28 protein-coding genes and 1 tRNA gene are annotated in these 22,031 nt (G+C 34.9%); 12 read left to right on the top strand and 17 right to left on the bottom strand.

Going from position 1 to position 22,031, the window contains the following annotated elements:
- The first annotated feature begins 212 nt into the window (after positions 1 to 212).
- Positions 213 to 524: a hypothetical protein gene (locus K9M74_01640; protein ID MCF7798584.1), complete on the top strand. Its 312-nt coding sequence runs from the start codon at positions 213 to 215 to the stop codon at positions 522 to 524.
- Here K9M74_01640 and eno read toward each other — a convergent pair.
- From eno to K9M74_01605, 7 genes are all read right to left on the bottom strand, one after another.
- A complete protein-coding gene (gene eno / locus K9M74_01635) occupies positions 521 to 1,768 on the bottom strand; it encodes a phosphopyruvate hydratase (GenBank protein ID MCF7798583.1) in 1,248 nt (415 codons plus the stop codon). The genes K9M74_01640 and eno overlap by 4 nt on opposite strands.
- Positions 1,769 to 2,038: 270 nt before the next feature.
- Entirely contained in the window at positions 2,039 to 3,772 is a 1,734-nt protein-coding gene (glgP, locus tag K9M74_01630) for an alpha-glucan family phosphorylase (GenBank protein ID MCF7798582.1), read from the bottom strand.
- 417 nt (positions 3,773 to 4,189) lie between these two features.
- Positions 4,190 to 4,591 (bottom strand): winged helix-turn-helix domain-containing protein, encoded by a 402-nt coding sequence (locus tag K9M74_01625; GenBank protein MCF7798581.1) that lies wholly within the window; start codon positions 4,589 to 4,591, stop codon positions 4,190 to 4,192.
- 56 nt (positions 4,592 to 4,647) lie between these two features.
- Positions 4,648 to 5,181, bottom strand: a complete 534-nt coding sequence (locus K9M74_01620) for a hypothetical protein (GenBank protein MCF7798580.1) — start codon at positions 5,179 to 5,181, stop codon at positions 4,648 to 4,650.
- Entirely contained in the window at positions 5,178 to 5,573 is a 396-nt protein-coding gene (locus tag K9M74_01615) for a hypothetical protein (GenBank protein MCF7798579.1), read from the bottom strand. Before K9M74_01615 ends, K9M74_01620 begins: the two co-directional genes overlap by 4 nt.
- A gap of 121 nt (positions 5,574 to 5,694) precedes the next feature.
- Positions 5,695 to 7,167 (bottom strand): cysteine--tRNA ligase, encoded by a 1,473-nt coding sequence (gene cysS / locus K9M74_01610; protein MCF7798578.1) that lies wholly within the window; start codon positions 7,165 to 7,167, stop codon positions 5,695 to 5,697.
- 145 nt (positions 7,168 to 7,312) lie between these two features.
- A tRNA-Cys gene (locus K9M74_01605) sits at positions 7,313 to 7,383 on the bottom strand.
- A gap of 93 nt (positions 7,384 to 7,476) precedes the next feature.
- Between K9M74_01605 and K9M74_01600 the strand changes: the two genes are divergently transcribed.
- Positions 7,477 to 8,145 (top strand): hypothetical protein, encoded by a 669-nt coding sequence (locus K9M74_01600; GenBank protein MCF7798577.1) that lies wholly within the window; start codon positions 7,477 to 7,479, stop codon positions 8,143 to 8,145.
- 15 nt (positions 8,146 to 8,160) lie between these two features.
- Here the strand turns inward: K9M74_01600 and K9M74_01595 are convergent, their stop codons facing one another.
- Positions 8,161 to 8,499, bottom strand: a complete 339-nt coding sequence (locus tag K9M74_01595) for a hypothetical protein (protein MCF7798576.1) — start codon at positions 8,497 to 8,499, stop codon at positions 8,161 to 8,163.
- Between the two features lie 166 nt (positions 8,500 to 8,665).
- Entirely contained in the window at positions 8,666 to 9,487 is an 822-nt protein-coding gene (locus tag K9M74_01590) for a DegT/DnrJ/EryC1/StrS family aminotransferase (protein ID MCF7798575.1), read from the bottom strand.
- A 106-nt stretch (positions 9,488 to 9,593) separates the two neighbouring features.
- Here K9M74_01590 and K9M74_01585 point away from each other — a divergent pair, with 106 nt between their 5' ends.
- The 4 genes from K9M74_01585 to K9M74_01570 all read left to right on the top strand — a co-directional run bounded on the left by K9M74_01585 (position 9,594) and on the right by K9M74_01570 (position 11,805).
- Positions 9,594 to 10,319 (top strand): hypothetical protein, encoded by a 726-nt coding sequence (locus K9M74_01585; protein ID MCF7798574.1) that lies wholly within the window; start codon positions 9,594 to 9,596, stop codon positions 10,317 to 10,319.
- Positions 10,320 to 10,702: 383 nt separating this feature from the next.
- On the top strand, positions 10,703 to 10,855 hold the full coding sequence (locus tag K9M74_01580; protein ID MCF7798573.1) for a hypothetical protein: 153 nt from the start codon (positions 10,703 to 10,705) through the stop codon (positions 10,853 to 10,855).
- 14 nt (positions 10,856 to 10,869) lie between these two features.
- Complete coding sequence (locus K9M74_01575; GenBank protein ID MCF7798572.1) at positions 10,870 to 11,355, top strand: 50S ribosomal protein L11; 486 nt, start codon at positions 10,870 to 10,872, stop codon at positions 11,353 to 11,355.
- 165 nt (positions 11,356 to 11,520) lie between these two features.
- Positions 11,521 to 11,805, top strand: a complete 285-nt coding sequence (locus K9M74_01570; GenBank protein MCF7798571.1) for a hypothetical protein — start codon at positions 11,521 to 11,523, stop codon at positions 11,803 to 11,805.
- An 84-nt stretch (positions 11,806 to 11,889) separates the two neighbouring features.
- Here the strand turns inward: K9M74_01570 and K9M74_01565 are convergent, their stop codons facing one another.
- The 4 genes from K9M74_01565 to K9M74_01550 form a co-directional block, all read right to left on the bottom strand.
- Positions 11,890 to 12,447, bottom strand: coding sequence for a DUF655 domain-containing protein (locus tag K9M74_01565; protein ID MCF7798570.1), 558 nt, complete (start codon positions 12,445 to 12,447; stop codon positions 11,890 to 11,892).
- Positions 12,448 to 12,563: 116 nt separating this feature from the next.
- Positions 12,564 to 12,917 carry a hypothetical protein gene (locus K9M74_01560; protein ID MCF7798569.1) on the bottom strand — a complete coding sequence of 118 codons (354 nt, stop codon included), beginning with the start codon at positions 12,915 to 12,917 and terminating at the stop codon, positions 12,564 to 12,566.
- 10 nt (positions 12,918 to 12,927) lie between these two features.
- Entirely contained in the window at positions 12,928 to 13,218 is a 291-nt protein-coding gene (locus tag K9M74_01555) for a 50S ribosomal protein L21e (protein MCF7798568.1), read from the bottom strand.
- 51 nt (positions 13,219 to 13,269) lie between these two features.
- The gene (locus tag K9M74_01550; GenBank protein MCF7798567.1) at positions 13,270 to 13,836 is read right to left on the bottom strand and encodes a 50S ribosomal protein L15e; all 567 of its coding nucleotides are present in this window, start codon (positions 13,834 to 13,836) and stop codon (positions 13,270 to 13,272) included.
- Positions 13,837 to 14,047: 211 nt separating this feature from the next.
- Here K9M74_01550 and K9M74_01545 point away from each other — a divergent pair, with 211 nt between their 5' ends.
- Both K9M74_01545 and K9M74_01540 read left to right on the top strand, forming a co-directional pair.
- A complete protein-coding gene (locus K9M74_01545; GenBank protein ID MCF7798566.1) occupies positions 14,048 to 14,353 on the top strand; it encodes a hypothetical protein in 306 nt (101 codons plus the stop codon).
- Between the two features lie 216 nt (positions 14,354 to 14,569).
- Positions 14,570 to 14,944, top strand: a complete 375-nt coding sequence (locus K9M74_01540; protein ID MCF7798565.1) for a hypothetical protein — start codon at positions 14,570 to 14,572, stop codon at positions 14,942 to 14,944.
- On the opposite strand, the gene cca is transcribed toward K9M74_01540, so the two are convergent.
- Complete coding sequence (gene cca, locus K9M74_01535; GenBank protein MCF7798564.1) at positions 14,937 to 16,178, bottom strand: CCA tRNA nucleotidyltransferase; 1,242 nt, start codon at positions 16,176 to 16,178, stop codon at positions 14,937 to 14,939. The two genes, K9M74_01540 and cca, sit on opposite strands and share 8 nt — an antisense overlap.
- A 120-nt stretch (positions 16,179 to 16,298) precedes the next feature.
- Between cca and K9M74_01530 the strand changes: the two genes are divergently transcribed.
- A complete protein-coding gene (locus tag K9M74_01530; protein MCF7798563.1) occupies positions 16,299 to 16,646 on the top strand; it encodes a hypothetical protein in 348 nt (115 codons plus the stop codon).
- Positions 16,647 to 16,728: 82 nt separating this feature from the next.
- Here K9M74_01530 and K9M74_01525 read toward each other — a convergent pair whose 3' ends face one another.
- Complete coding sequence (locus K9M74_01525) at positions 16,729 to 17,019, bottom strand: ferritin (protein ID MCF7798562.1); 291 nt, start codon at positions 17,017 to 17,019, stop codon at positions 16,729 to 16,731.
- Positions 17,020 to 17,032: 13 nt separating this feature from the next.
- Complete coding sequence (locus tag K9M74_01520; GenBank protein MCF7798561.1) at positions 17,033 to 17,713, bottom strand: PAC2 family protein; 681 nt, start codon at positions 17,711 to 17,713, stop codon at positions 17,033 to 17,035.
- Positions 17,714 to 17,886: 173 nt separating this feature from the next.
- Between K9M74_01520 and K9M74_01515 the strand changes: the two genes are divergently transcribed.
- The 3 genes from K9M74_01515 (at position 17,887) to K9M74_01505 (ending at position 20,785) form a co-directional block, all read left to right on the top strand.
- Complete coding sequence (locus K9M74_01515; protein MCF7798560.1) at positions 17,887 to 18,303, top strand: 30S ribosomal protein S6e; 417 nt, start codon at positions 17,887 to 17,889, stop codon at positions 18,301 to 18,303.
- Between the two features lie 511 nt (positions 18,304 to 18,814).
- Complete coding sequence (locus tag K9M74_01510) at positions 18,815 to 20,398, top strand: hypothetical protein (protein ID MCF7798559.1); 1,584 nt, start codon at positions 18,815 to 18,817, stop codon at positions 20,396 to 20,398.
- 21 nt (positions 20,399 to 20,419) lie between these two features.
- A complete protein-coding gene (locus K9M74_01505) occupies positions 20,420 to 20,785 on the top strand; it encodes a hypothetical protein (GenBank protein ID MCF7798558.1) in 366 nt (121 codons plus the stop codon).
- A gap of 149 nt (positions 20,786 to 20,934) precedes the next feature.
- On the opposite strand, the gene K9M74_01500 is transcribed toward K9M74_01505, so the two are convergent.
- Positions 20,935 to 22,029 carry a GTP-binding protein gene (locus K9M74_01500; protein ID MCF7798557.1) on the bottom strand — a complete coding sequence of 365 codons (1,095 nt, stop codon included), beginning with the start codon at positions 22,027 to 22,029 and terminating at the stop codon, positions 20,935 to 20,937.
- Positions 22,030 to 22,031: the final 2 nt, after the last annotated feature.

Raw genomic sequence — 22,031 nt, 5'->3', positions numbered from 1 at the left:
CGAAGCATTATGGCATTCAGAAGATAGGTTAAAAGGACTTAATGGAGATATTAAAAGTATTCTTTCAAAAACCATAGCATAACGACTTTTTACACATTTTTCGGACTTTATACACAGAGACTACTTAATACACAAAGCCTCTCCCCACTAACAAAACAAGTGCATTACAAACGAGCATTCTTTTAAAGTAAGACTTATTTCTACAAATTCACATGAAAACGGATTCCATTGAGAAAAAAATAAATAATCATAAAGTGCAACAAAAAGAAGAGTTTCCTTTATTATTTCGAGAAATTGCAACTGATTATTTTAGGAAATGGAATACATTACAAAAGTCACAAAGTAAATCCTATTCTTTTTCAAAGGAACATATTGCAACAATTGTAGGCGAGTGTTACCTTAAAGGACTAATGAAAAAAACGATGAGCCAGGATGATTTTGCAGAAAAGATTACTAAACTCAAAATGTATCTTCAAGAAAGACCAACAGACGCTGTTGAGAAATTATTTATCTATGCATGCTAAAACCGAGCATATTTTGCTTTTCTTCCAAGTTCTTCTTCAATTCTAAGTAGTTGATTATATTTTGCGGTTCGTTCGCCTCGTGCTGGCGCGCCAAGTTTTATTTGTCCCATCCCCAGACCTACTGCTAAGTCTGAGATATACGCATCTTCTGTTTCTCCACTACGATGACTGACCATCACGTTCCATCGTGCTTTTTGTGCTAAATACGCACTAGCTAAAGATTCAAAAATAGTTCCTACTTGATTAATTTTAAGAAGCAACGCATTACACATATTACCTTCAATTGCTTTTTTAACGCGAAGCGGATTTGAAACTGTTAAGTCATCTCCAACAATTTGTAAGTTTTCATGCGATGCCATAAATCCTTTCCAGGCAGAAAAGTCATCTTGATCAAAAGGATCTTCAACACTAATAAGAGGATATTTTTCTGTTAAACGTTCATAATATTTCGCTAGTCTTCCCGGTTTAAGTTGTTTTGTCGTGTACGTTTTATTTTTATGATAAAATTCACTTGCTGCTGCATCCATTGCAATTGCCGTTACGCGATCATGACCTGTATTTTCTAATGCTTTCATTAAAAGATTAAGTGCTTGATCAGCGCTGTGTACGGGAGGTGCAAATCCACCTTCATCACCTACGTTTACTGCCTCTTTACCATATCGTTTTTTGATGAGTTCTTTGAGTTCATGATAGGTTTCAGCCACAATTTCTGTTGCTTGTGTGAAACTCTTTGCTTTCACTGGCGCTATCATGAATTCTTGAAATTCTAAATCATTTCCTGCGTGAACTCCTCCATTAATAACATTTGCAAAAGGTATGGGCAGTGTTGGTGTTTTTGTATGAAAATCATTTGCGATTTGTTTGTACAAAGGAATGTCATGCTCTTGAGCTAGGACTCTACTAAATGCCATGCTTAATGATAATAACGCATTACCACCATACTTAGATTTATTTTTCGTGCCGTCTGCTGCTAAAAGAGTTTCATCAAATGCCTGTTGGTGGGTGAAGTCTTTACCTTTCACATATTTACTTAAGGTTTTTACTGAAGCAATTGCTTTTGTTACTCCTTTACCATTATAGGCTGCTTTGCCATCGCGAAGTTCTAATGCTTCATGTTTGCCAGTTGATGCGCCACTTGGAACGATTGCTCGGGCACGACCATATTTAGTGATAAGCTCTGTTTCTATTGTTGGATTCCCTCGAGAATCAAGAAGTTGTCGTGCTTTAATCTGTTGTATTCGCATATCATGCTCACCTTTTTAGCAGTCTTTAGTTCACCATCCTATTTAAAGATTTTTATTCTTAGGCTCTGTTCAAAATCGTTTGTCTACTGCCTGAAAGTTTTTTTTTGAGTTAGACGCATTTCTTCTTCATCAAAGATACGAGAGCGTCTAAGGATAATGCTTTTGTAAGCACAGCGAGAATAGTACTTCGCAGTATGCATTTCCCCTCCATGTTGAAACAGGACCTATTCTTAGTATTATAATTAAACAAATAACAAACAAAAGAAAATCTCAGTTGTTTCGTGCATATGCGCGTACTAAGTATTGATCAACCATTCGTTGCGTGTTAAAATATGCTCCATTAATTGCTACTGCACGCCTCATAACCGCTACATATTCATCATTATTTTGATAATAAAGCGGCAGAATTTTTTGTTCGAGTTTTTCATATATTTGTTGAGCGTCTTGCCAGTTCACTTTTTCATAATCTTGCTCGTATACTACTTCTTCACCAATACCCCATCCCGTTGCATCTTCCATGAGTCCTTCAATCCACCAACCATCTGGAACAGAAAGACTTGGCACGCCGTTATGCGCAGCTTTCATCCCGCTCGTTCCGGATGCTTCAAGTGGTCGTTGTGGAGTATTCAACCAAAGGTCCACTCCTGAAACAAGTCGTTGGGCAATATCCATATTGTAGTCTTGTAAAAAGACGAGTTTTATTGTTGGCGTTAGTTGTTGAGCTAAATGCACAATGCGTTGAATTAAAAGTTTTCCTTCATGATCGTTTGGATGTGCTTTTCCTGCAAAAATAAGTTGTATGCGACCAACACGTCTGCTTATATCTTTGAGTCGATTAATATCTTTAAAGAGTAAATCTGCTCGTTTATAACTTGTTGCGCGTCTCGCAAATCCTATGGTGAATATATGCGCATCAAATTCTGTTCCTGTTGTTTGTTTAATAAAAGAGAATAAATCTTTTTTTGCTTTTTCGTGTACGTGTCGAAATTCAGCGATGGGAATTTTTCTTGCATTTCGTAGTTCTAAAGGATTTTCTCGCCAATCAATAATATATTTATCATACAGTGCTGCAAAATGAGGGTTTACCCAGGTTGTTGAGTGTACACCGTTAGTAATATAATCTATATCGTACTCTGGAAACATTCGTTTGGATACTTCTTGATGTTTACGGGCTACCGCATTTACATAAGAGGAAAATTGTAGTGCAAGTCGCGTCATAGAAAATTTACCATCTCGTTTCACTAAGTTAAAAATATTATCTGGAAGAATAGTTCCTAAATATGTTCTTACTTGTTGTTCATCAAATTCATCATGTCCTGCGGCAACTGGCGTATGCGTTGTAAATGAACAATGTTGTCGAATAATATCTAGTTTTTCTTGTTCACAATCCTCCGATATGCAATTCATATCATCTAGTTCTCGATAAAGTTCTAAAATAAGAAATGCTGCGTGTCCTTCATTCATATGAAATTTTCTTGGATTATAACCTAGTTCTCGAAGTACTTTCACGCCGCCAATGCCTAAAATTATTTCTTGTTTGAGTCGATACTGATTATCTCCCCCATACAATTTTGCAGTAAGTAATCTGTCTTGTTCATCATTTGCTTCATCATTAGTATCTAAGAAATATAGTTTAATACTTTTTCCTAAAACACCAACTAGTTCGTATTCCCACACGTTTACTTTTACAACGCGATCATGTAAATAAACGTTTACAGAAACATCGAGTTTATGTAAGGTATCTTTTACTGGCCAATCCGTTGGCGATTCGTATTGATAGCCATGTTCATCTAGATGTTGAGTGAAATAACCGTGTTCAGAAAGAAGGGTCACCCCAACTGCATCAATACCTATATCTGCCATGGATTTCATCGTATCCCCTGCAAGCACTCCTAATCCTCCGCTGTAGGTAGGAATATCACTTCGAAATCCTATTTCCATACTAAAATAAGCTATTCTGTTTCGCACCATTTGCGTAAGTTGCGAAGTGTTCTTTAAGGCCATGCTTTGTTTGAGAGAAATTTTGTTTATAAGGATTGTGGATTCAGAATGAGTAGTAACTAAAAATAAGTAAAAATTGTTTACAACACGCACAAAGGTTTATTCTCGCTCCACTCAAAAAAGTTATTGCTAGCTGCGAAAATTTCTTAACCTTTGATTTACGAAATGCAGCATGCTTTATTGTTCTTCAAGGTCATGATGTGCTAAACAATACAAAAAAAGAAATATAACTTTACGCATATAATCATTTCTGACTGTTGCGAAGATATATTGCATTCTGCAAATGCAAAAAAAGAAGTCGTTTCGCTACATATGCTCAAAAATCAAGAAAATACTTTTGGGCATGCCTCGCGGCAAATCGCGTCGACTCTTGTTTGTAATTCAAGGCAACAGCCATGTTATGTGCACAGCCAAGAAATCTCACAAATCTAAACGATCATCTATTTTGTCAGCAACAATGGATAAGTCGTCAAGAAGAGCGTTCATTCCTTCGCGTAGCGATGTTACCATTGCTTTAAGATTTTTATGTTCGATATAATATTTGTTTTTATAATTAACAACAATACCTGCTGCCATGAGTCGATTCAGATGATGAATTACCGTTCCTCGCGTTAGTCCTGTTTGAGAAGCAAGTTCATCGCTGGTGAGTTCCACATCCATCTTTAATGCTTTAATAAGCGTTATAAAAATTCTATAGCAACTCTTATCTTTATCTCGCATACTAAACAGACCAAGACTTTCTCCAAAGAGCATGAGTAAATCGTTAATGGTGTCTGGCGAGAGTTTTTTTTCACGGACAATAGTTACTCGTGTTATTCTCATAGTGAGTAAAAAGAAAAGGTATTATTTAAATCATTATGTCTTAACGATATAAAAACTCAGCAAAGCCCGAAAAGACTTTGACAGTCTGATTTATAAGAAAGAGTATCGCATGACGAGTTAGCATCAGCCAAATAACACGCTTCAGGATTAACATTTAAGAAAAGTCCTGCATAACTAAGATTTTCATAAAGTGTGCCATCAGATAGGAGTATGTTTCCATCAAGTTTATATAAATCATTCTCACCTTGATGTAATGAACCCTTTACTGGTTCGGATAAGAAATTAACGTATTCTTTAGTCCCGTATTTTGTTGTTAATTCATAAGGATCACCCATTTCAATAAGGTATAATTTATCGCTAATGGTAGGAATGGTAAATGTTCGAAAATAATCAGCATGTACTCCCCAAGCAATTTCAAATTCAGTAAATATGGCATTATTCGCTTCTTCTAAATATTGATAATCTCTTGTTGAGATAATATCTGAGAGTTTACCTTGTATAACAATAAAAAAGACAAAAAAAACTAGAAGCATGAATGAGACTAACAGAACAAATTCTAAGGCGGATTGACCTTTTTTTACAGTTTTCATTCTACAACCTTGTATCGCACCACTCCATTTGCATGTGATTCCACTCTAATTTCATTAACACCATCAGTAATGGGTATGCTGCAACCAGCAGAGCAATCATTGCTTGTTTCATTTAGAAGCGTTATTCTAGTAAAAAAAACAGCGTGAGATTTATAAGGACCATACACCAACACCAATTCACTCATTGAAGTATCATTATACACGAGCATTTCATGAACATCGGTTGGGATAGATAATGCTAAGGTTTGCCAAGAATTTGAGCCAACAGAGTAAATAAGATCAGCCGTATCAATTAATTCTGTTCCTGAGCGATAAATTTGTGTGCTTACAAGAGCTGCTTGTGAGTCTGAAGAATAACGATAAAAAATAACGCTTCCAGGAATAATCATCATCAAGGCTACTGCTACTATAAACAAGTATTCTACAGAAGATTGTCCTCTAGTCAGTTTTAGTTCACCTCTAAAGAAAAATTGCTCGTTAAAGTTTATAAATATTTGCGTGGAAAAAGCCAAATCAGAGTTTTCTTAGTTCTTGACCCCTGGGAGTGTCTCGAACTTCGTAACCCTTTTCTTTTAGCGCATCTCGAAGAGAATCGCTTGTTCCCCAATCTTTTTTGTTTCGTGCAGTTGCTCGTTCAGATAATAAGTCAGCCACCTCAGCAGGAACCTCATCATCATCTAAAAGCTCTGGCGGTAAAAAACCAAATAACCCATCTAGATGCATCATTGTTGTAAGAATTTCTTTTGCTTGTTCGTCTCCAACCATTCCTTCATCAAGTGCTTTGTTAATTATTTTTATTGCTTCAAAAAGAGCACCTAAAGCGCCACTAATATTAAGGTCATTATCAAGTTCTTGCTCGATTACAAGTTTCATTACATTTATTGCTTTTCCTAATTGTTCGCTATAAGGTTGTTCACTTCGAACTGCTTGAAGTTTTTTGAGCGTGTCATCTATTCGAGCTAAAGATTGTGATGCTGCTTGTAGCCCTTCTTTTGTAAAATTAAGTGTTTGTCGATAATGAGCAGATAATAATAAATAGCGAATTGCTCGCCAACTAAATCCTTCCTTAATTAAGTCAAAAACATAATAAACAGTTCCGGCAGATTTACTCATCTTTCCACCTTCAACTTGTAAAAAAGCTGGATGAAGCCAATAATGCACATACTGTTTATCAAAAACACCTTCACTTTGCGCAATTTCACATTCATGATGAGGAAATTTATTATCTTCTCCTCCTGTATGGATATCAATAGTTTGAAAATGAGTCTTAGAAAGCTTTTTATCAGCAAATGCTTCAGTGAGAAATTTTGCACTCATAGCAGAACATTCCATGTGCCATCCAGGATATCCTTCGCCCCAAGGACTGTCCCATTTTAGAATGTGATTTTCATATTTTGATTCTCCAAACCATAAAACAAAATCATTCGCATTTTTTTTGTTTGGATCTTTTGCAACTCTATTTTTAGTCAATTTATCTAATGAATTTCCTGAAAGTTTCCCATAATTTGGAAATGAAGTCACATCATAATACACATTTCCACTTGCTTGATATGCATGTCCTTTTTCTAAAAGAACGCTAATTAACTCAATTATTTCAGTAATGGTTTCCGTTGCTTTTGGTCGAAATTCAATGTCTTGTAATCGAAGCGCATTCCAATCAGCCAAGAATTGTTCGGTATAAAAACGTGCTATTTCTAAAGGATGTTTTTTTTCTTTTCTTGCAGCAACATCAAGCTTGTCTTCACCGTCATCACCATCATCTGTGAGATGTCCAACATCAGTAATATTCATCACTTGCACAACTTCAAATCCTTTGTATTTGAAAACTCTGCGAAGGAGATCTGCAAAAACAAAAGCCCTGAAGTTTCCTATATGTTGATAGCTATAAACAGTCGGCCCGCAATTATACATTCGGACCTTTCCAGGAATAACTGGAATAAATTCTTCGAGTTTGTTGGTGAGTGAATTATAAAGCTTTAAAACCATAATACATTAAACTAATCAGTTTATTTATAAAAATTACCCTAAAAAGAGAATAAAAGCGCACACCCAGATTCCCAGAGGAACAAGGGGTGCTGAAAATGAAACATTTTCAAGCATGAACTGAAAAGTTCAAAGATGGGTTAAGCAAAGCGCACACCCAGATTTGAACTGGGGATCCCGGAGCTGCAATCCGGTGCCTTACCACTTGGCCATGTGCGCAAAAAGAGCTTCACACCCGTTCTATTGGTTATCTGAGATTGTTATTTAAAAGTATCGGTAAGAATTATATAATCCAATAAGAATAAATAGTTTATGAGATTAGAAATGAGCGCTAAAATGCGTCCCGAAATAAAGATTATTCAAGAAGAAGTTTTCAGAGAAATTGAAAATCGATTCAAAAAAAAGAATATTTTCTCTCAACCAAACAAAGAATCAATAGAAGAAAAATTACAATTTACTGGTAAACAAGTTAACTACAAATTAAAAAGATTCAAAGCAGATATTCCTGATTATGTTGCGCAAGTGATGATGTTGCAATTTCTTCATCCATTATTACAACTTAATCTAAGAGAAGTAGAAACTGAATTCAAGAAGATTATGAAAAACAAATATGAAGTTCATAGACCTCGAATTGGGATTTATTTTGTGGAACAAAATGTAATTAACCAAAGCGATTTTATAGAAGAAAGTATGAGTCTAGATATTCTTTCAAAAAGACTCGCAAATAAAGAAGAGACAACATATAACATAAAAAATTCAGATCTTACAAAAAAGAATCTTGAAATTGCAGCTGCCAATGCAATGAATGCATACGAAACAAATAAGTTAAGTTTAAAACTTCTTGCAGAAAGCTTTGGAAGAGTAAAAGTTATTCCTTTATTCTACGCCTACAAAAATAATAAGCATTTGCAAAGATATAACTCAATAACTAACACAACAGGAATCAAATACATCATGCCAATACCAAACAATTTAACATAAATTAACCTCTAATTGTTAACTTCCGCTTGTTTTATAATTCATAACCATTGAATAAAAAGGAACAACATCAATTATTCCCGAAATTTTGTTAGAGTTAGAAACAACTTCTTTAGCCGTGATAAAAAGTGGCGCAACCACATCTTTTGTTTGAACCATATAACTAGCTAGCCAAGGAAGTTTAAGAAACGTAATTTCTGCAACGCTCATCGCTACACCAATACCATAAAGTACCTCGCTTCCTGAGTGATAAAGTGCTACTGAAAGTGGCCCTGTTATTGCATCTATTTTATCTATTCGTTTTGCTGATTTGCAGAGTCGTTCTAAGCTCACTTGCAAGACCTCCAAATTATTCATTTGGAAAAATTATTTTGTATAACTTTTTATGATGTGTGTTACTACATAAGTATTATTAAGAAAAAACCGTAAAATTTGCGGTATGAACATAGTAAACTGAAAATTATTACTGAAGTGCTAATACAATTAAGAAGAATACGTATTCAAAATAACAAATAGAAAAAAATTAGTTCTCGTTATGACCTGTTAATCGTTTTACTTCGATGCTTATTGCATCATCTAAAATTCTTATTTCTCTAGGACAAATCGTATATTCTAATTCATTTTTATCACAATAAGAAATAATTTCTTCTTTTTCAGCATCATCTTCAAAACGGACAATAACATTAAATCCTTCTTTTTCTTGATGAACAACATGATGAGCAATTAAATCTTCTTTTACCTTCTTTGCTCGTTCTAAAAGAAAGCTTCTACGTTGGTCTAAATGTTTTAGTTTATGATGAAGCTGTTGATAATCCATTTCGGGTTCTTCTTCAAGATGCGTTTTTATTTTTGCAAATAAATCAACAGCATTAGTTGCAATAAATCCCCCTCGACCAAGGTCAACAGGTTTTGCTTTGTTAAAACTACCTACAATAACATCTCCAAATTTTGCGTGAGTGCTCCCTATGCTTCCTGAAACATCATTCACTAAAAAAATATCATTTTTCAGACAATGAGAATATATATTTGCCATATCATGAGTTACTGCATATCCTGGCATGGAGTTAAGTAAAAGTACTATATCATAGTCATATTGGTTTAATTCTTTTTCATAAATAAGTCCATCATCAGTAATCATCTTTAAACCTTCAAGTCCTGCTTGCTTGATATATTTCTCATACGTTAACCATCCGCCTTCTTCTTGGTATAACACAATATGCCGTCCAAGATCAGCCACAAGTTGCATGGCTAGTTTAATTGATTCATTACATCGAGTAGTGAAAAGTACATAAGAAGCTCCCGTAAGAACTTTTAACATTGCGCGACATTCTTCTTTATAATCCATATAAGCACCTAAGAGCAATCCTTCATTAATAAAGCTTCCGCAGCAATATCCTCAACAACACATCTGCCAAAAGATTAATTAACTAGCGCATATATAAAAATAATCTATGCCTCAAAAAGCTCCAACAAAAACGAGTTCTCGCATGAGAATTGGCTTATATGAAGAAGCAGAGCGCGAGCTCCTCGCTAAACTTAAGCAAAAAGAAAAAGAACTCAAAACTCTCCTTGCTGAGCTCCAAGTCACAAGAAACTTGCTTGAAGAAGCAACCCATGATAGAGAAGAAGAGCAAGAGTCCATAACCTCTGCTAAAGAAAATAAAGCATCACTTGAAGAAGAAATACAAAGTTTAGAAGAAGTCACACAAAACGTGACGCGCGAGTTACTTGATCAAAAACAAACACCGTATCAGGCAATTAGCCAACAAGAGCTCTCCATGGCTACAAGTTATAATACGCGAAATGATTTATACAATTTGATGTATAAAACGAGTTGGACACCTGATGATGCTAACAGGTTTTTCACGATTACCGAAGCCCACCGAATGGCTAATGATTACGACTTTAATCCGCTTGTCCGAGAAAATCTTAATCAAACCTATACTGTTATCCAACAAGTTGTACAAAAGCGAGAAGAGCAAATTAAGGCAACGTATCAACCAACAGTAACCAAGCCTCAGGACTTCAATATTGAAAGCGCGCTTGCAGGCGTAAAGTTAAACTCTACTTCAACAACTAACTCAACTGATTCTATAAAAACAATGTACAAGCCAAACGAGAAAACAACCTACACACCAGCAACGCCAAAGATTCTAGAAATACTTAAGAAGAAATAATACGTAGTGCTACCTTGCAGAAAAATAAATTTGTTGTATTTCGCAAATCTGCGAAATTATTGCGACAAATGATTAAGCTTCGCCAAGCCAAAGGCGCGAAAAGTCTGCGTAGCACAATAAAAAATAAAAAAAGTACTTTTATAAACCCCTGTTCACTCCTTCCTACTACCATAAACACGGGGTCGCTAAAAACCAAGGTTTGAAGCATCCTCTATCCAGAACGAGTTTCGTTCTGAGAAACAACCGGTGAAGTATGGAATAGACGTATTCTATTCAACCATTTCGCCAAAAAAAACAATAAGCTATGAAATAGGTTTTTACGTGCTGTTGAGCAAAGCAAAACACACAATGACGCCTAACATTCGTTGGCAGATGATAAAAAAATGGCTAAAGAAACGAAAATCAAAGATTTTCGAACTTCAGCAATTAACAATTTAGCTGAAAAAACAAAAATCAAAGATTTTCGAACTTCAGCAATTAACAATTTAGCTGAAAAAACAAAAATCAAAGATTTTCGAACTTCAGCCACCTTTTAATGAGGCAATAAAAAATGGCTAAAGAAACTGTAGATGCATTAATTGTTGGCGGTAAAGCGAGTGCTGCACCTCCACTAGGACCTGCTCTTGGTCCAAAAGGAGTTAATATCGGACAAGTTGTTGCTGAGATTAACAAAAAAACTGCTGATTTTGCAGGCATGCAAGTTCCTGTAAAAGTAATCATCGAAACTAATGATAAGTCTTTTGAAATTGAAATTGGAACCCCGCCTGCAACCGCTCTTATCAAGCAAGAACTCGATATTAAGAAAGCTAGTGGCACACCTCAATCTGATTATGTGGGAGACCTCACACTTGAACAAGTGAAAAAAATTACGCGAATGAAAGAAGGTGCGGTTACGGGTAAAAACCAAAAAATGCGCGTGAAAGAAATTCTTGGCACATGTAGAAGTATGGGCGTTACAATTAATGGTAAGAAATCTTCAGAGCTTATCTCAGAAATTAACGCAGGTAACTACGATAAAGAACTTGCAGACGAGTAAACAACAGACTCGCCAAACCCTGCAAAATTAATGTCTGCACTGCCTTGAAGAACAAGTAAGTCAAACGTATTTGCCAAAAGCAAATGACTGCGTTTAACGATAAGTCTTTATTCGCGTAGCGAGTAATAATTCTTCGCAGTGCGTCATTTATTTTTTTATGCCACGATGAGATACAAAAAGGTCTACGGAGAAAGCAAGCTAACTACGTGTCTCTTCTGTGGCAAGCAAGCAACAACAACTAACGAGCAAGAAGTTCCTGTATGCACAGCTCATAAAAACGCAAGACTCAATGATTTTAAGTGTGCATGTGGAGACTGGCTTGATCTTCGAACAAGTAAATTTGGTATCTTCTTTACTTGTATGAATTGCGGAACGGTAAGTTTAGCTAAAGCCCTTGAACTGAATCAAGTGTGGGATGAAAATAATTTGCCAAATGTTTATGATTTATGATGAAAATTAATTAATTTTTAGCATATTCAAAATTTCTTTAGAAATTTAGTAATGTAAAAAAGAGAATAAAAAAAATTCCAAGAATTACTTCACAAAAATCATGTGTTTCTCATTACCATCCAGTTCTTTCATGATTCGTTTAATAATAAGTTTTTCTGGATCAGGGATAAGACTTACTCGTTTTTTGAGATTTTCATAACTAGTAAAAGGATCGCCACGTCGCTCTTCAACTATCATCCACATGTGTTTTTTCCCAAGTCCTGGAAGTAATTCAAGTGAATGCATTCGTGTTGACAATGGTTGACTTTTGTTAAAGAATTCAATAAACTCTTCTTCTCGCTCTTTAACTATTTCTTTAAGTACGTGCTCTAATTCTCCTCGAGCAGTACCCGTAAGTTTTGAAAGAGGGATTTTTCCAACGACATGATGAATTTTATCTCGTTTTTGATCTCCGACATAAACTGCCTCAAATGGTTGCAAAGCCAATCCTTTTCGTGGAACCAGTTCAAGTAATGCAAGATTATTTTTCCCTATGGCTTGCGCTATTGAAGTCTTTAAATGACTCGGTCTAGAGTCTGATACATACCCGTTAGATAAAAAATCGAGTACTATCGCTTCTTCTTCTCGTTTCTTTTCTTGCATAGCCTACCAACTCCCCTACAACTATCTATTAAGAGTCCTCCTTATATATCTTTCTTTTTATAGAACACAACAGAATTCAACAGAATTAAAAGAACACTTTAGGTAGTTGAATATACCTACTTCAGAGGTCTAAACTCATCTACAACATCAACTATTTTCTTTAAATTTTCTTTTGTAATAGTTACATTATAGCCTGAAAGAAGAACTTTGAGGTGTTCTGGACTTTCAGGAAGCGTATCTGCGATTTTAATAAGATGTTGTTCTTTAAGTCGTGGAATTTCAAGTTCTGCAATCGTTTTCATAAGATCGTTGACTTTTTTAGTACTGAGGCGAACTGCATCATTCACGTATTCTTCAGTCTTGCCTCCTCGAAACGTCAGTTCTTCATCTCGTTTGTGGACTGCTTTTAGCATGTCTTTTACTTCACTGATGCTTACTGGTTTTTGTTCAAGGATTTCTGGCTTAACCATTTTATTTACCTCATGCTCGTCGTAAATGCACTGGATGCACAACAACAGTTTTTGCTTTACCTAAATCTTCAATCTTAATTTCATAGCACGTTCCTACTTTTTTAGAAATAATACCTACTCGTCCATAAAATCTTGGAAAATACATTCCTTTTTGATATGCCGGTTCAGCCCCTAGCTTTACTTTTTCTCCAACAGCAAAGGTTTGCAAAAAATTCCGCAGGCTAACCTTACCTCGTGAAGAAACATTTTTACGCATTTTATAGCGCGTCTTTCGTCTGAATCCACCTACTCTATCTACCATTGTTTATCCTCAGGAAATTATACTTGCTTTATAAAGCTTGTCAAAACCGTCTTAATGTAGACGGTTCTTATTTGCTTTTTGTGTTGGACGTACTTTTTCTGCGCCAACCCCTTTATTTCGTAATCCTCGACTTTTCTTTCCAGCACTTGTCATGCCTCTGAAAACTCGTCCTTTCTGAAGTGAAATCCAATTTAAATTCTCATCTCGAAGAACAGGTTTGCTTGTTCGGTCTACCATAATTACTTCAAACCATTTATGTTGACCATCTTCTACTACTAAATATGAATTTAATACTTCACAATTAGTATATTGTCGAGCCACGCGTTCTTCAGCGATTTGCTGATATGATTTGTTAACAACTTTCTTTTGCGAATTTGCCTTAGGCCTTCGACCACCTTTAATATCTGGTCGTCTGTGTCCACCTCGAGTTACTCGTTGACGTACTACAAAAACACCTTGTTTTGCTTTGTAACCTAGTGATCGCGCTCTATCCAGTCGTGTCGGTCTAAGAATTCGTACTGTTGCTCCTTCTCGTCGAAATTGAAATAAATACTCCTGCACTGCAGTCGTTTCTTTTGGCTTTTTCCAAGCCTCTCGAATATATTTGTAAGCTCCCATGCTTATCTAGCCTCCATTATTTCTTATTTTAGCCTTCTAGTGTTCAGGCAAGCTACGCCCACATCCTATCTAGAAGCTGTGTAACGGCAAGAAACAATAGTTCATTTATAAATATAACCCTTCTAGACAAGAAGAAAGTGTAAAAAAAGCATTTTTACGAAGATTTAAAAAGTTCATTCCCCAAAAATACTAGTGTGCGGGGTGATCAGCCATGATAGAATTAGGCGGAAATATTACGCTTGTAGGGTTTAAAGAACTTGGCTATGCAGAATTTGTTGTAGTAAAAAAAGTCGTTGGCAATTATGCCCGAAAGATTTCTGATAAACAAGAGTTTTCCAATCTTACCATAACACTTAAACCAATCCATAAAATTGGCGAGGAAATCTCTAAATACGAGCTAAAAGGAAAACTTGAAATTGATGGTAAATTATACAATTCAGAAGTCGTTGAGCATAATTTATTTGTTGGTATTGATAGCTTGCTAAAAAAATTAGTCGCGCAACTAAAACTTAACTAAATCATAAAACTCCATAATAATTGCAGCACATATATCCTAAAAAAAGCAATTTAGAACAAGAGTATAAACCACCAAATAGTCAGATTACCAAAGAATTTATTCTACAAAAAAGTAGTAAACAAAAAACATTCAAAATAATTTAATAAAATAGTGCATGAGGTTAACCTATTCCATTTTCAAAAGGTTTTTGAATAACCCATGTACTTCTAAGTTCTCATGAAAAAAATAAAAACTATCGATACAAAAATTATTGGAAATAATATTGCCAAAAAAACAACAACGCAAGGTCATGTGTTGCTAGGAGTAGAAATGTACATTGAAAATGAGCGAAAGCTTGTTACGTATAATCCTGAAACAAAAGAACTCAGACTGGCAACGAATCCTAAAAACATTACATTATATTTTTCTGGGGAAGAACAAGAAGTTGTTCGAGTTAAAACCCAAGCAGGACACATTTTAGAATATGAAAGACCAAAAACAATTAATGTTTTAACTGAAGGAAAACAAACTCTTAATATCAATTCAGAAAATTTGTTTACTTCCATTCCTAAATCTATAAAACAAAAAGTTAGAAAATATTTTCCTAATTAAAGGTATAGTCAGTAACTCGCTCAGCGACAAACTCGTTTTGCAAAAGATGTCGTAAACACATACCCGCATCAATAAAATCTCGTCGTACACGAACATAAAGACGATTATCTTTTTCGTAAACGGCATCTCCATGTACTTCTTTAAATCGTTCTACTCCTTGGAAGTTTTCTAATGGCGGCCCTTCTCGCTCCAATGTTTCACTGAGTTGGTTATTATCAACAAAAAAGTATACATAACAAAAATCTGTATCAACAAACCAGTCTGCAAGGTTTACTTTAAAATCATAGAGTTGTAAATGTCTATGTAAAAATTCAAAAACTTTGAGAACTTTTGTTATAACCACATCTTTTTTCCCTTGCTGAGGCGTAAATTTAATAACATATAAATCTTCTTCATCTCGTTTCTTTTTTTCAAGGAGTGCTTTATCAAAACGAGGCAAATCAAAATATTTTTTTTCAGGTTGTACCAAAAATGCTTTTGCGTGTTTCTTAAATAAGTTATATTTTTCTAAAGATAACGCTGCTGATGCATTACGCTGCGGATCTATTGGGTCAATAACGACAAGTGGCGAAACAAGTTTTGCTTTGTTAAGTTCTGTTAAGACATTTGCATGTTTATTTTCAGAGTCAATGATAGTTCGCTCGCCCCATGATGCTGCTGCATGTAAAAGTTTTTCAAATCCACCATAATGTATAACTAAAATATCTAACACATGTCCACTAATACCATTAATGTAACTTTCCGCTCCATATACTTGTATTGCTTTACAAAATTGTTTTGCTAAACGAATATCATTTCGAAGTGAAGGTGTTAAATGTTTTTGCGCCCAAAAGACATGTAATGGAGACATATCGGTAACATTATCTACATCTTGATGCGTATCTACATATTTTACCGGCACAATTTCAAAAAAATAATTGTTTTGTGTAAACGTAAAATAATCTCGAGAGCCATGCACTCGCTCAAAAGTTATTTCTAAATCAGCAAGCATTAATTCCAAAAGATCAGAGAGATTTTTCTGATCAGTCTTAAAACGTACAAACATATCTATATCAAAATTACCTGCTAAATAAGTTCCTTTTGCAGTACTCCCACCTGGAACTACTTCTACAGCTACACCTACGCGTTCTGCCGCCTTACTCAGTTTGGCAGCCATAGTAGAAATAACTATTTGAAGTGCTGCTACCTCTTCAGGTGCTGGTGTGATAGTTGTAAGAATTGTTGCATAATCCATATACTACTGCTAGAAGCACTCTTTCTTTTTAAATATGCCGTCTACAAAGAATTTGAAAAAAACACCCCCTTTGCAAAGTCAAAGGAACATTTAAATAAAATCAAAAATCAAGATAGTTTTATGTCACTAATTATTACAAGTTTACTCGTTATTCTTATTATTACCATGCTAGCTGCAGTTCCTCTTCATTTTTCAGTCAAATTATTACATGGCAAGACTAATTTTTTTAAGACAATAATTATTAATGTCATGAGTGGAATCCTAGTTAATGTATGCGGAATGATTATTCCTCTTTTCGGATTAGTTATTGGACTTATTATTACAGTATTCCTATTCAAATATGCCTTTAAAGTTTCTTTTCTTAAAGCAATACTAATTCTATTAATAAATACAATTATAAGTATTCTACTTGGTCTTATAGGAATACTTTTAGGCATAGGCGCTATTGCAGCAATTATCGGCATATAAAAAAGAAAAGAAGAAAAAAAGAAAAATGTTCAAAAATAAAAATTCCTTTTCTTTGCACGCTTAGTAGTGAAAGAAAAAATTATTATTGATGCTCATGACTTGCAATATCTTTTTTGTCTGAGAAGATATAGTCTTTTGCTTCTTTTGAGAATACCTCATCGTGTTGTCGTATCCATTCAATAAGCATAGCTGCATGTTCTTTTTCTTCATCTGCATTATGTTGCAAAATTTTTTTTAGTTCCGGGTCAGTACATGCATCCGCTCGCTGATTATAGTAATCAACTGCCTCCATTTCTTCTCTTAGCGAGTCTATTGCTCGCGTCAAGTCTTGGGTTAATGCATTTAGTTTTTCTCGTTCTTCTATTGTTGCCATGTTATCACCTTTTTTATCCTAAATAACTCATTTGTTTTTTATCAACTTCATCTGTTGTTTTATTTGCTTTTTGCATAAGATCTTTTACTTTTGCTTCAAAAATTTCTGCTTGCATAAGTAGTGGTTTGGTATCTAGTTTAAATCCTAAATATTTATCCAATAATTCAATTATTTTTGCTGCAGCCCTACTATCAGGCATGTTCGAATGGGTTTGAGCAAATAAGCAACTCATTTTTTTCTGTCGAAGAAGAAGTGCTGCAGTTACACCAATAATAACTGATTCTTCCACTGGCTTTGCACCAAGTGTTTCAAATTTTTTATTTTGAAAACAAAAAAGTTCATCACTTCCGTCTCCAGTTACACCTTCAATTGAAAGAATTTCTTTTACTTCTAATGTTTTAACTAGTTTTTCAACTGCTTGTGCAATAGCCCATTCATGTCCACGAATATCTAAGATTGCATGTAATATAACCACATTATATTTTTTATTATAAAATACGCCCATAGGATGAACAAGTTTGCCTTTGTGTATGGCAACAGTTGCAGGTAATTCATCATACATTAATTCTCCAATTTGTTCACATGGCAAATGTTCAAGTAAATACTCGGTAACTATCGTACCTACCAAGCCAAATCCGGGAAATCCTTCAATAAGTGTTGCACCTTTTGGTTTCTTTCGTAATCTAATATCCATAACTCTGCCACCTCAATAGGTTCAGTTCACATCTTTTCATTTAAATAGTCTTTGATAAATCTTTATAAATAGAAAAGAAGTTCTTAATAACACTGAAGCGCAAACAAACTGCTGCAAATAGTTAACCAGTATTCTGGAAAGCTATCTCTCGGTGCGATTTCGGAGGATAAAAAATGGCTGAAATTAAAGTTAACATTGGGGACGCTAAGTCCAAAAAAACATATAATAAAACGCTTTCTGAAGAGCAATTAACACCTTTTATTGGCAAGAAAATCGGCGATAAAGTCGGTGGTGAAGCACTCGATCTCGCAGGCTACGAATTTGAAATTCGCGGGGGTAGCGATAGTGCTGGTTTTCCTATGCGAAAAGATGTGCAAGGTTCTGCTCGAAAAAAAATTTTAATTGTTGGTGGCGTTGGTATGCGTAATCAACATAGAAAAGGTCTTAAGCTTCGTAAAATGGTTGCGGGAAATACTATTTATGAAAAAACCGCTCAAATTAATCTTGCGGTAACTAAGCATGGCAAAGGTCCTATCCAGCCAGTCGCAGAAGTTCCAGCAACAGAAGACGAAGAAAAGAAAGCAGAATAAATGTACTGCTTGATTCTTTTTCACTAGTCTAGTTTTAATTTACTATTCTATTGTTTTTGGCGTTGTATTAATTTTAAATTCCTATAAACAAATTAAGAACAATTAAGTTCTACGGAGTTAGAGTGGATTTTTGTATACTGCAGTGGAAATAAGGGGGTTTACTGATAAACCAACACCATGCACAAAACCAGAAAAGAGCTCCTCTATACAAAGTATTCAGCAGTTTTGCTTTATTTCGTATGGAACTACGCCCTTTGGCTACTGCATCAACAACAACGAAGTTTTGTTGCGCGTCGCTAAAAAAATAAACTATAATTCACGCATCAAAATAAACAAAGCATTTCTCAATATCTACACAGTAAAGAATACTACCTTCTGGCAGCAATTTAACTATTTAGCGAAATACTCGCCTACAGCTGTTTTTCAAGACCGCAAACAGGGATATAAATAGCTTAATAGGGTGAAAAATAAGGGCTATGAGTAGAAGAGTTTATAAAGAAGTTTTTCGTAAATGAAGATGGATATGTTTACTGCTAAGGTGTTTGAGAACAAAACTGACTACGTGAAGCATTTTGGAAAGGACTTAGGTTGGAAAATCGAAGAGACTGAGTTTGCAAACATAGGTTCATTACCTAAACAAATTGCAGGTTATCAAACAGCTGATGAAACAAATGAAGATGCATACCCTCAACCTGTTTCTCGTTATCGTCTCGTTGTTGAAAAATATAATGCAAGTTTAGAAGAAACATATCATTGGATCCTGCAATTCCTCAGACATGATTTAGGTTATCAGCACGTCGAAAAAATTTATGATATTTTTAGCGCTTCAGAAAGTAGCGGTACATTTGGTAATATGGGTCAACGTCTTGCTATTCAACAAGATAGAGCGCGAGAATATCTTATTCAAATCGGCGCGCTAGTCAAACAACTCTTTCAAATAGTAAGGGAATTGCGGATTATCGATGAACGTATGGAACCGTATACTATGTGGAAGACAAGCAAGAGTGCAGATATCACACTCAAAAATCTGTATATTAATCTTGTTGAAAATCCTAATGGTCAAAATCCCGATTCTATTTACGCCCTGGCTCGACAACATAATTTTGTTGTGCTCCCGGATTTATTCATGAATACGCACATCTACAAACTTGAAGATATTGATAAAGAAGTAGAAGAGGGCAGTGTCAAAGAATTTAACAATATGGTAAAAACTGTTTTAAAAAGAAAACTCTATCAATATATTAATTGGAAGGAGAAAAGTGAAAAAGAATTAATTTCAAGACGTGCTTTTCAACTCAAATATCTCAGACAACATTGGAGCGTTATTAAATTATATATGTCCTGGATTAAACCGTACTTAAAGTCCGCTGCACGCCTCACCCCTAATCAGAATCAACTCGATAGTGCAGATCTTGTTACTGCGTTTGATAATACTATACTTGAAGTAGAAGTTCTTGCAAGAAAATCTATTAACATGACAAAAAAAGATAAGCATTTCAAATGTATCCTTGTAAATTTTAAATATAATTCTAAACCTGTCTTAACCTACAAGCCAGAGTATCAACAACAGATAACCTCTCATACTGGTAAAGTTACGGTGACCTTTCGTTCGTATGGATGGCACGTGGATGATATTCAAGCGTACAAAAAAATGCGTCAAGAAGAAGATATTGGTATGCTAAATAGTTTAACTGGACACGTTATGGGTTCTTTTGAAGCACTCGGTGAAGAGTTCGAAAAGTATTTAGAAGAAGCTGGTGAAGAAGAGGCCCTCAAGAAAAAAGAAGAGCGTGAACAAAAGGCAAAAGAAGCCGAAGAATCTGCTAAAGAAACTCGAAAAAATCATAATAAATTTGCAAAGTGGGGTATTCTTGAACCGTTTCTTGAAGCTGGTGGCGGTATTGGCGACCTTTTTGGTTCACTTGCAGGTTCAGAAGCAAGAAAATTTGAGAAAGAAAAAAAACAAAAAGAAAAAAAAGACTCTACAACAGATCGTAATGCAGGAAAGCTTGCAAAAGCCGCAAAAGATGTCGGTCTTGATATGCAAATTCTTTTTAATGTCTATAAAAAAGGACATCGTCATTTGAATTGGTAAAGAAAATAAGAGGAAAATACTATGACCAAAAAAGCTACGGTAAAAAAAACAACTAAAAAAAAATCAACCCATCCTCAAAACAGCGATAACAAACAAATTTGTGCAGTACTTGCTTATTTTTTTGTCGGCATCATTTGGTATTTTGCTGATGAAGAAATGAAAAAAAACTCATATGTTACGTTTCACATCAAACAAGCACTTGTTCTGCTCATTGTTGATGTTACTATTTGGATTGCAAACGCAATACTTGGTTTCCTTATGCCTTTGTGGATGATTGCGTGGATAGGTTTATTCGTTCTTTGGATAATTGGTCTTGTTCAAGTTATTAACAAAGAAGAAAAAGAAGTGCCACTCATCGGGCAGTTTGCAAAAAACTTTAAATTTTAATTTTGTTATTTACTAGGTAACGTGCGAAGAAAAGCTTTGCTTTTTCTTATACAAAAAAACAATGTTTTTTATGCTAAAAACCTAAGATAATTTTTGAGCATATTTTTTATTTTATCAAGGGCAGATAAGGGGGAAATTAGTAATCCCTTTTATCTCAAATGTACTTCTAAAACATCTTGATCATATAGTTTATGTTTAGTCATGACTTTTTGCCCATCAAATTTTGCACTTGGTCCCCAAACGCGAGCAAATTTAAATTTAGAAATAAAGTCTTTATGTAATTTCTTGCACACATCTCCAACACTAAAATCTCGAAAAACAATAAGTGGAACTTCCATATCTGCTTCTTTCATGGGTTCTTTAAGATAAATACGAATAAGATCTAGTTTTTCAAAAATTAATTCTTTGAGTTCTTCAATGCCTTGACTTAATTGCGCACTAATTGCAAGATCAGCAGAATATTTTTTCTTTATTTTTCTAAGCTCCTTAGGCGTTACTAAATCTGATTTGTTAATAACAGTGATTCCAGGCATATATTTTTTATTTGCTTCTATACAATCAATAAGTTGATCAACAGTAACATCTTCACGCAATACTACATCTGCATTATTAATACGAAATTCTTTTAAGACTGCTTTAATAGTGTCATGTGTTAAATGTGTTAACCGACAAGTTGCTCCAATTTTAATTCCGTCTTTTCCCGTTTTAGTTATTTTCACATCAGGCTTTCTTTGATTAACACGTATATGCGTGTCATAAATTTCACTGACAATAACATCATATTCTTCAGGCCGTGTCGCATCAAGAAGAATTAAACAAACATCTGCACTTCGCATACTTGCAAGGACTTCTTTTCCTCGTCCTTTTCCACTTGCAGCTCCTTTTACAATTCCTGGAACATCTAAAATTTGTATTTTTGCGTGTTTATGTTGCATAACACCCGGAATACAAGTAAGTGTGGTGAAGGCATATGCTGCAGTTTCTGATTTTGCATCAGTGAGCGCGTTAAGAAGAGTAGATTTTCCCGCACTAGGAAAACCAATGAGAATAACAGTACCATCTCCTGTTTTTCGTACTTCCCATCCTTGGCCACCCGATTTAGCTTGTCCACGAGTTACTTCTCTTTCTTTGAGCTTTGCTAGTTGTGCTTTATAGAGGCCTATGGCTGCTTGTGTTCGTTTGTTATATTTGGTATTAGCAATTCTGTCTTCTAATTCCTTAATTTTCTCGTTATAATCAGCCATTA

The sequence above is a fragment of the Candidatus Woesearchaeota archaeon genome (assembly GCA_021734105.1).
Lineage (GTDB): Archaea > Nanobdellota > Nanobdellia > Woesearchaeales > SKGA01 > SKGA01.
The sequence above is the reverse complement of the archived record's forward strand: the minus strand, read 5'-3'. Positions and strand labels throughout refer to the sequence as shown.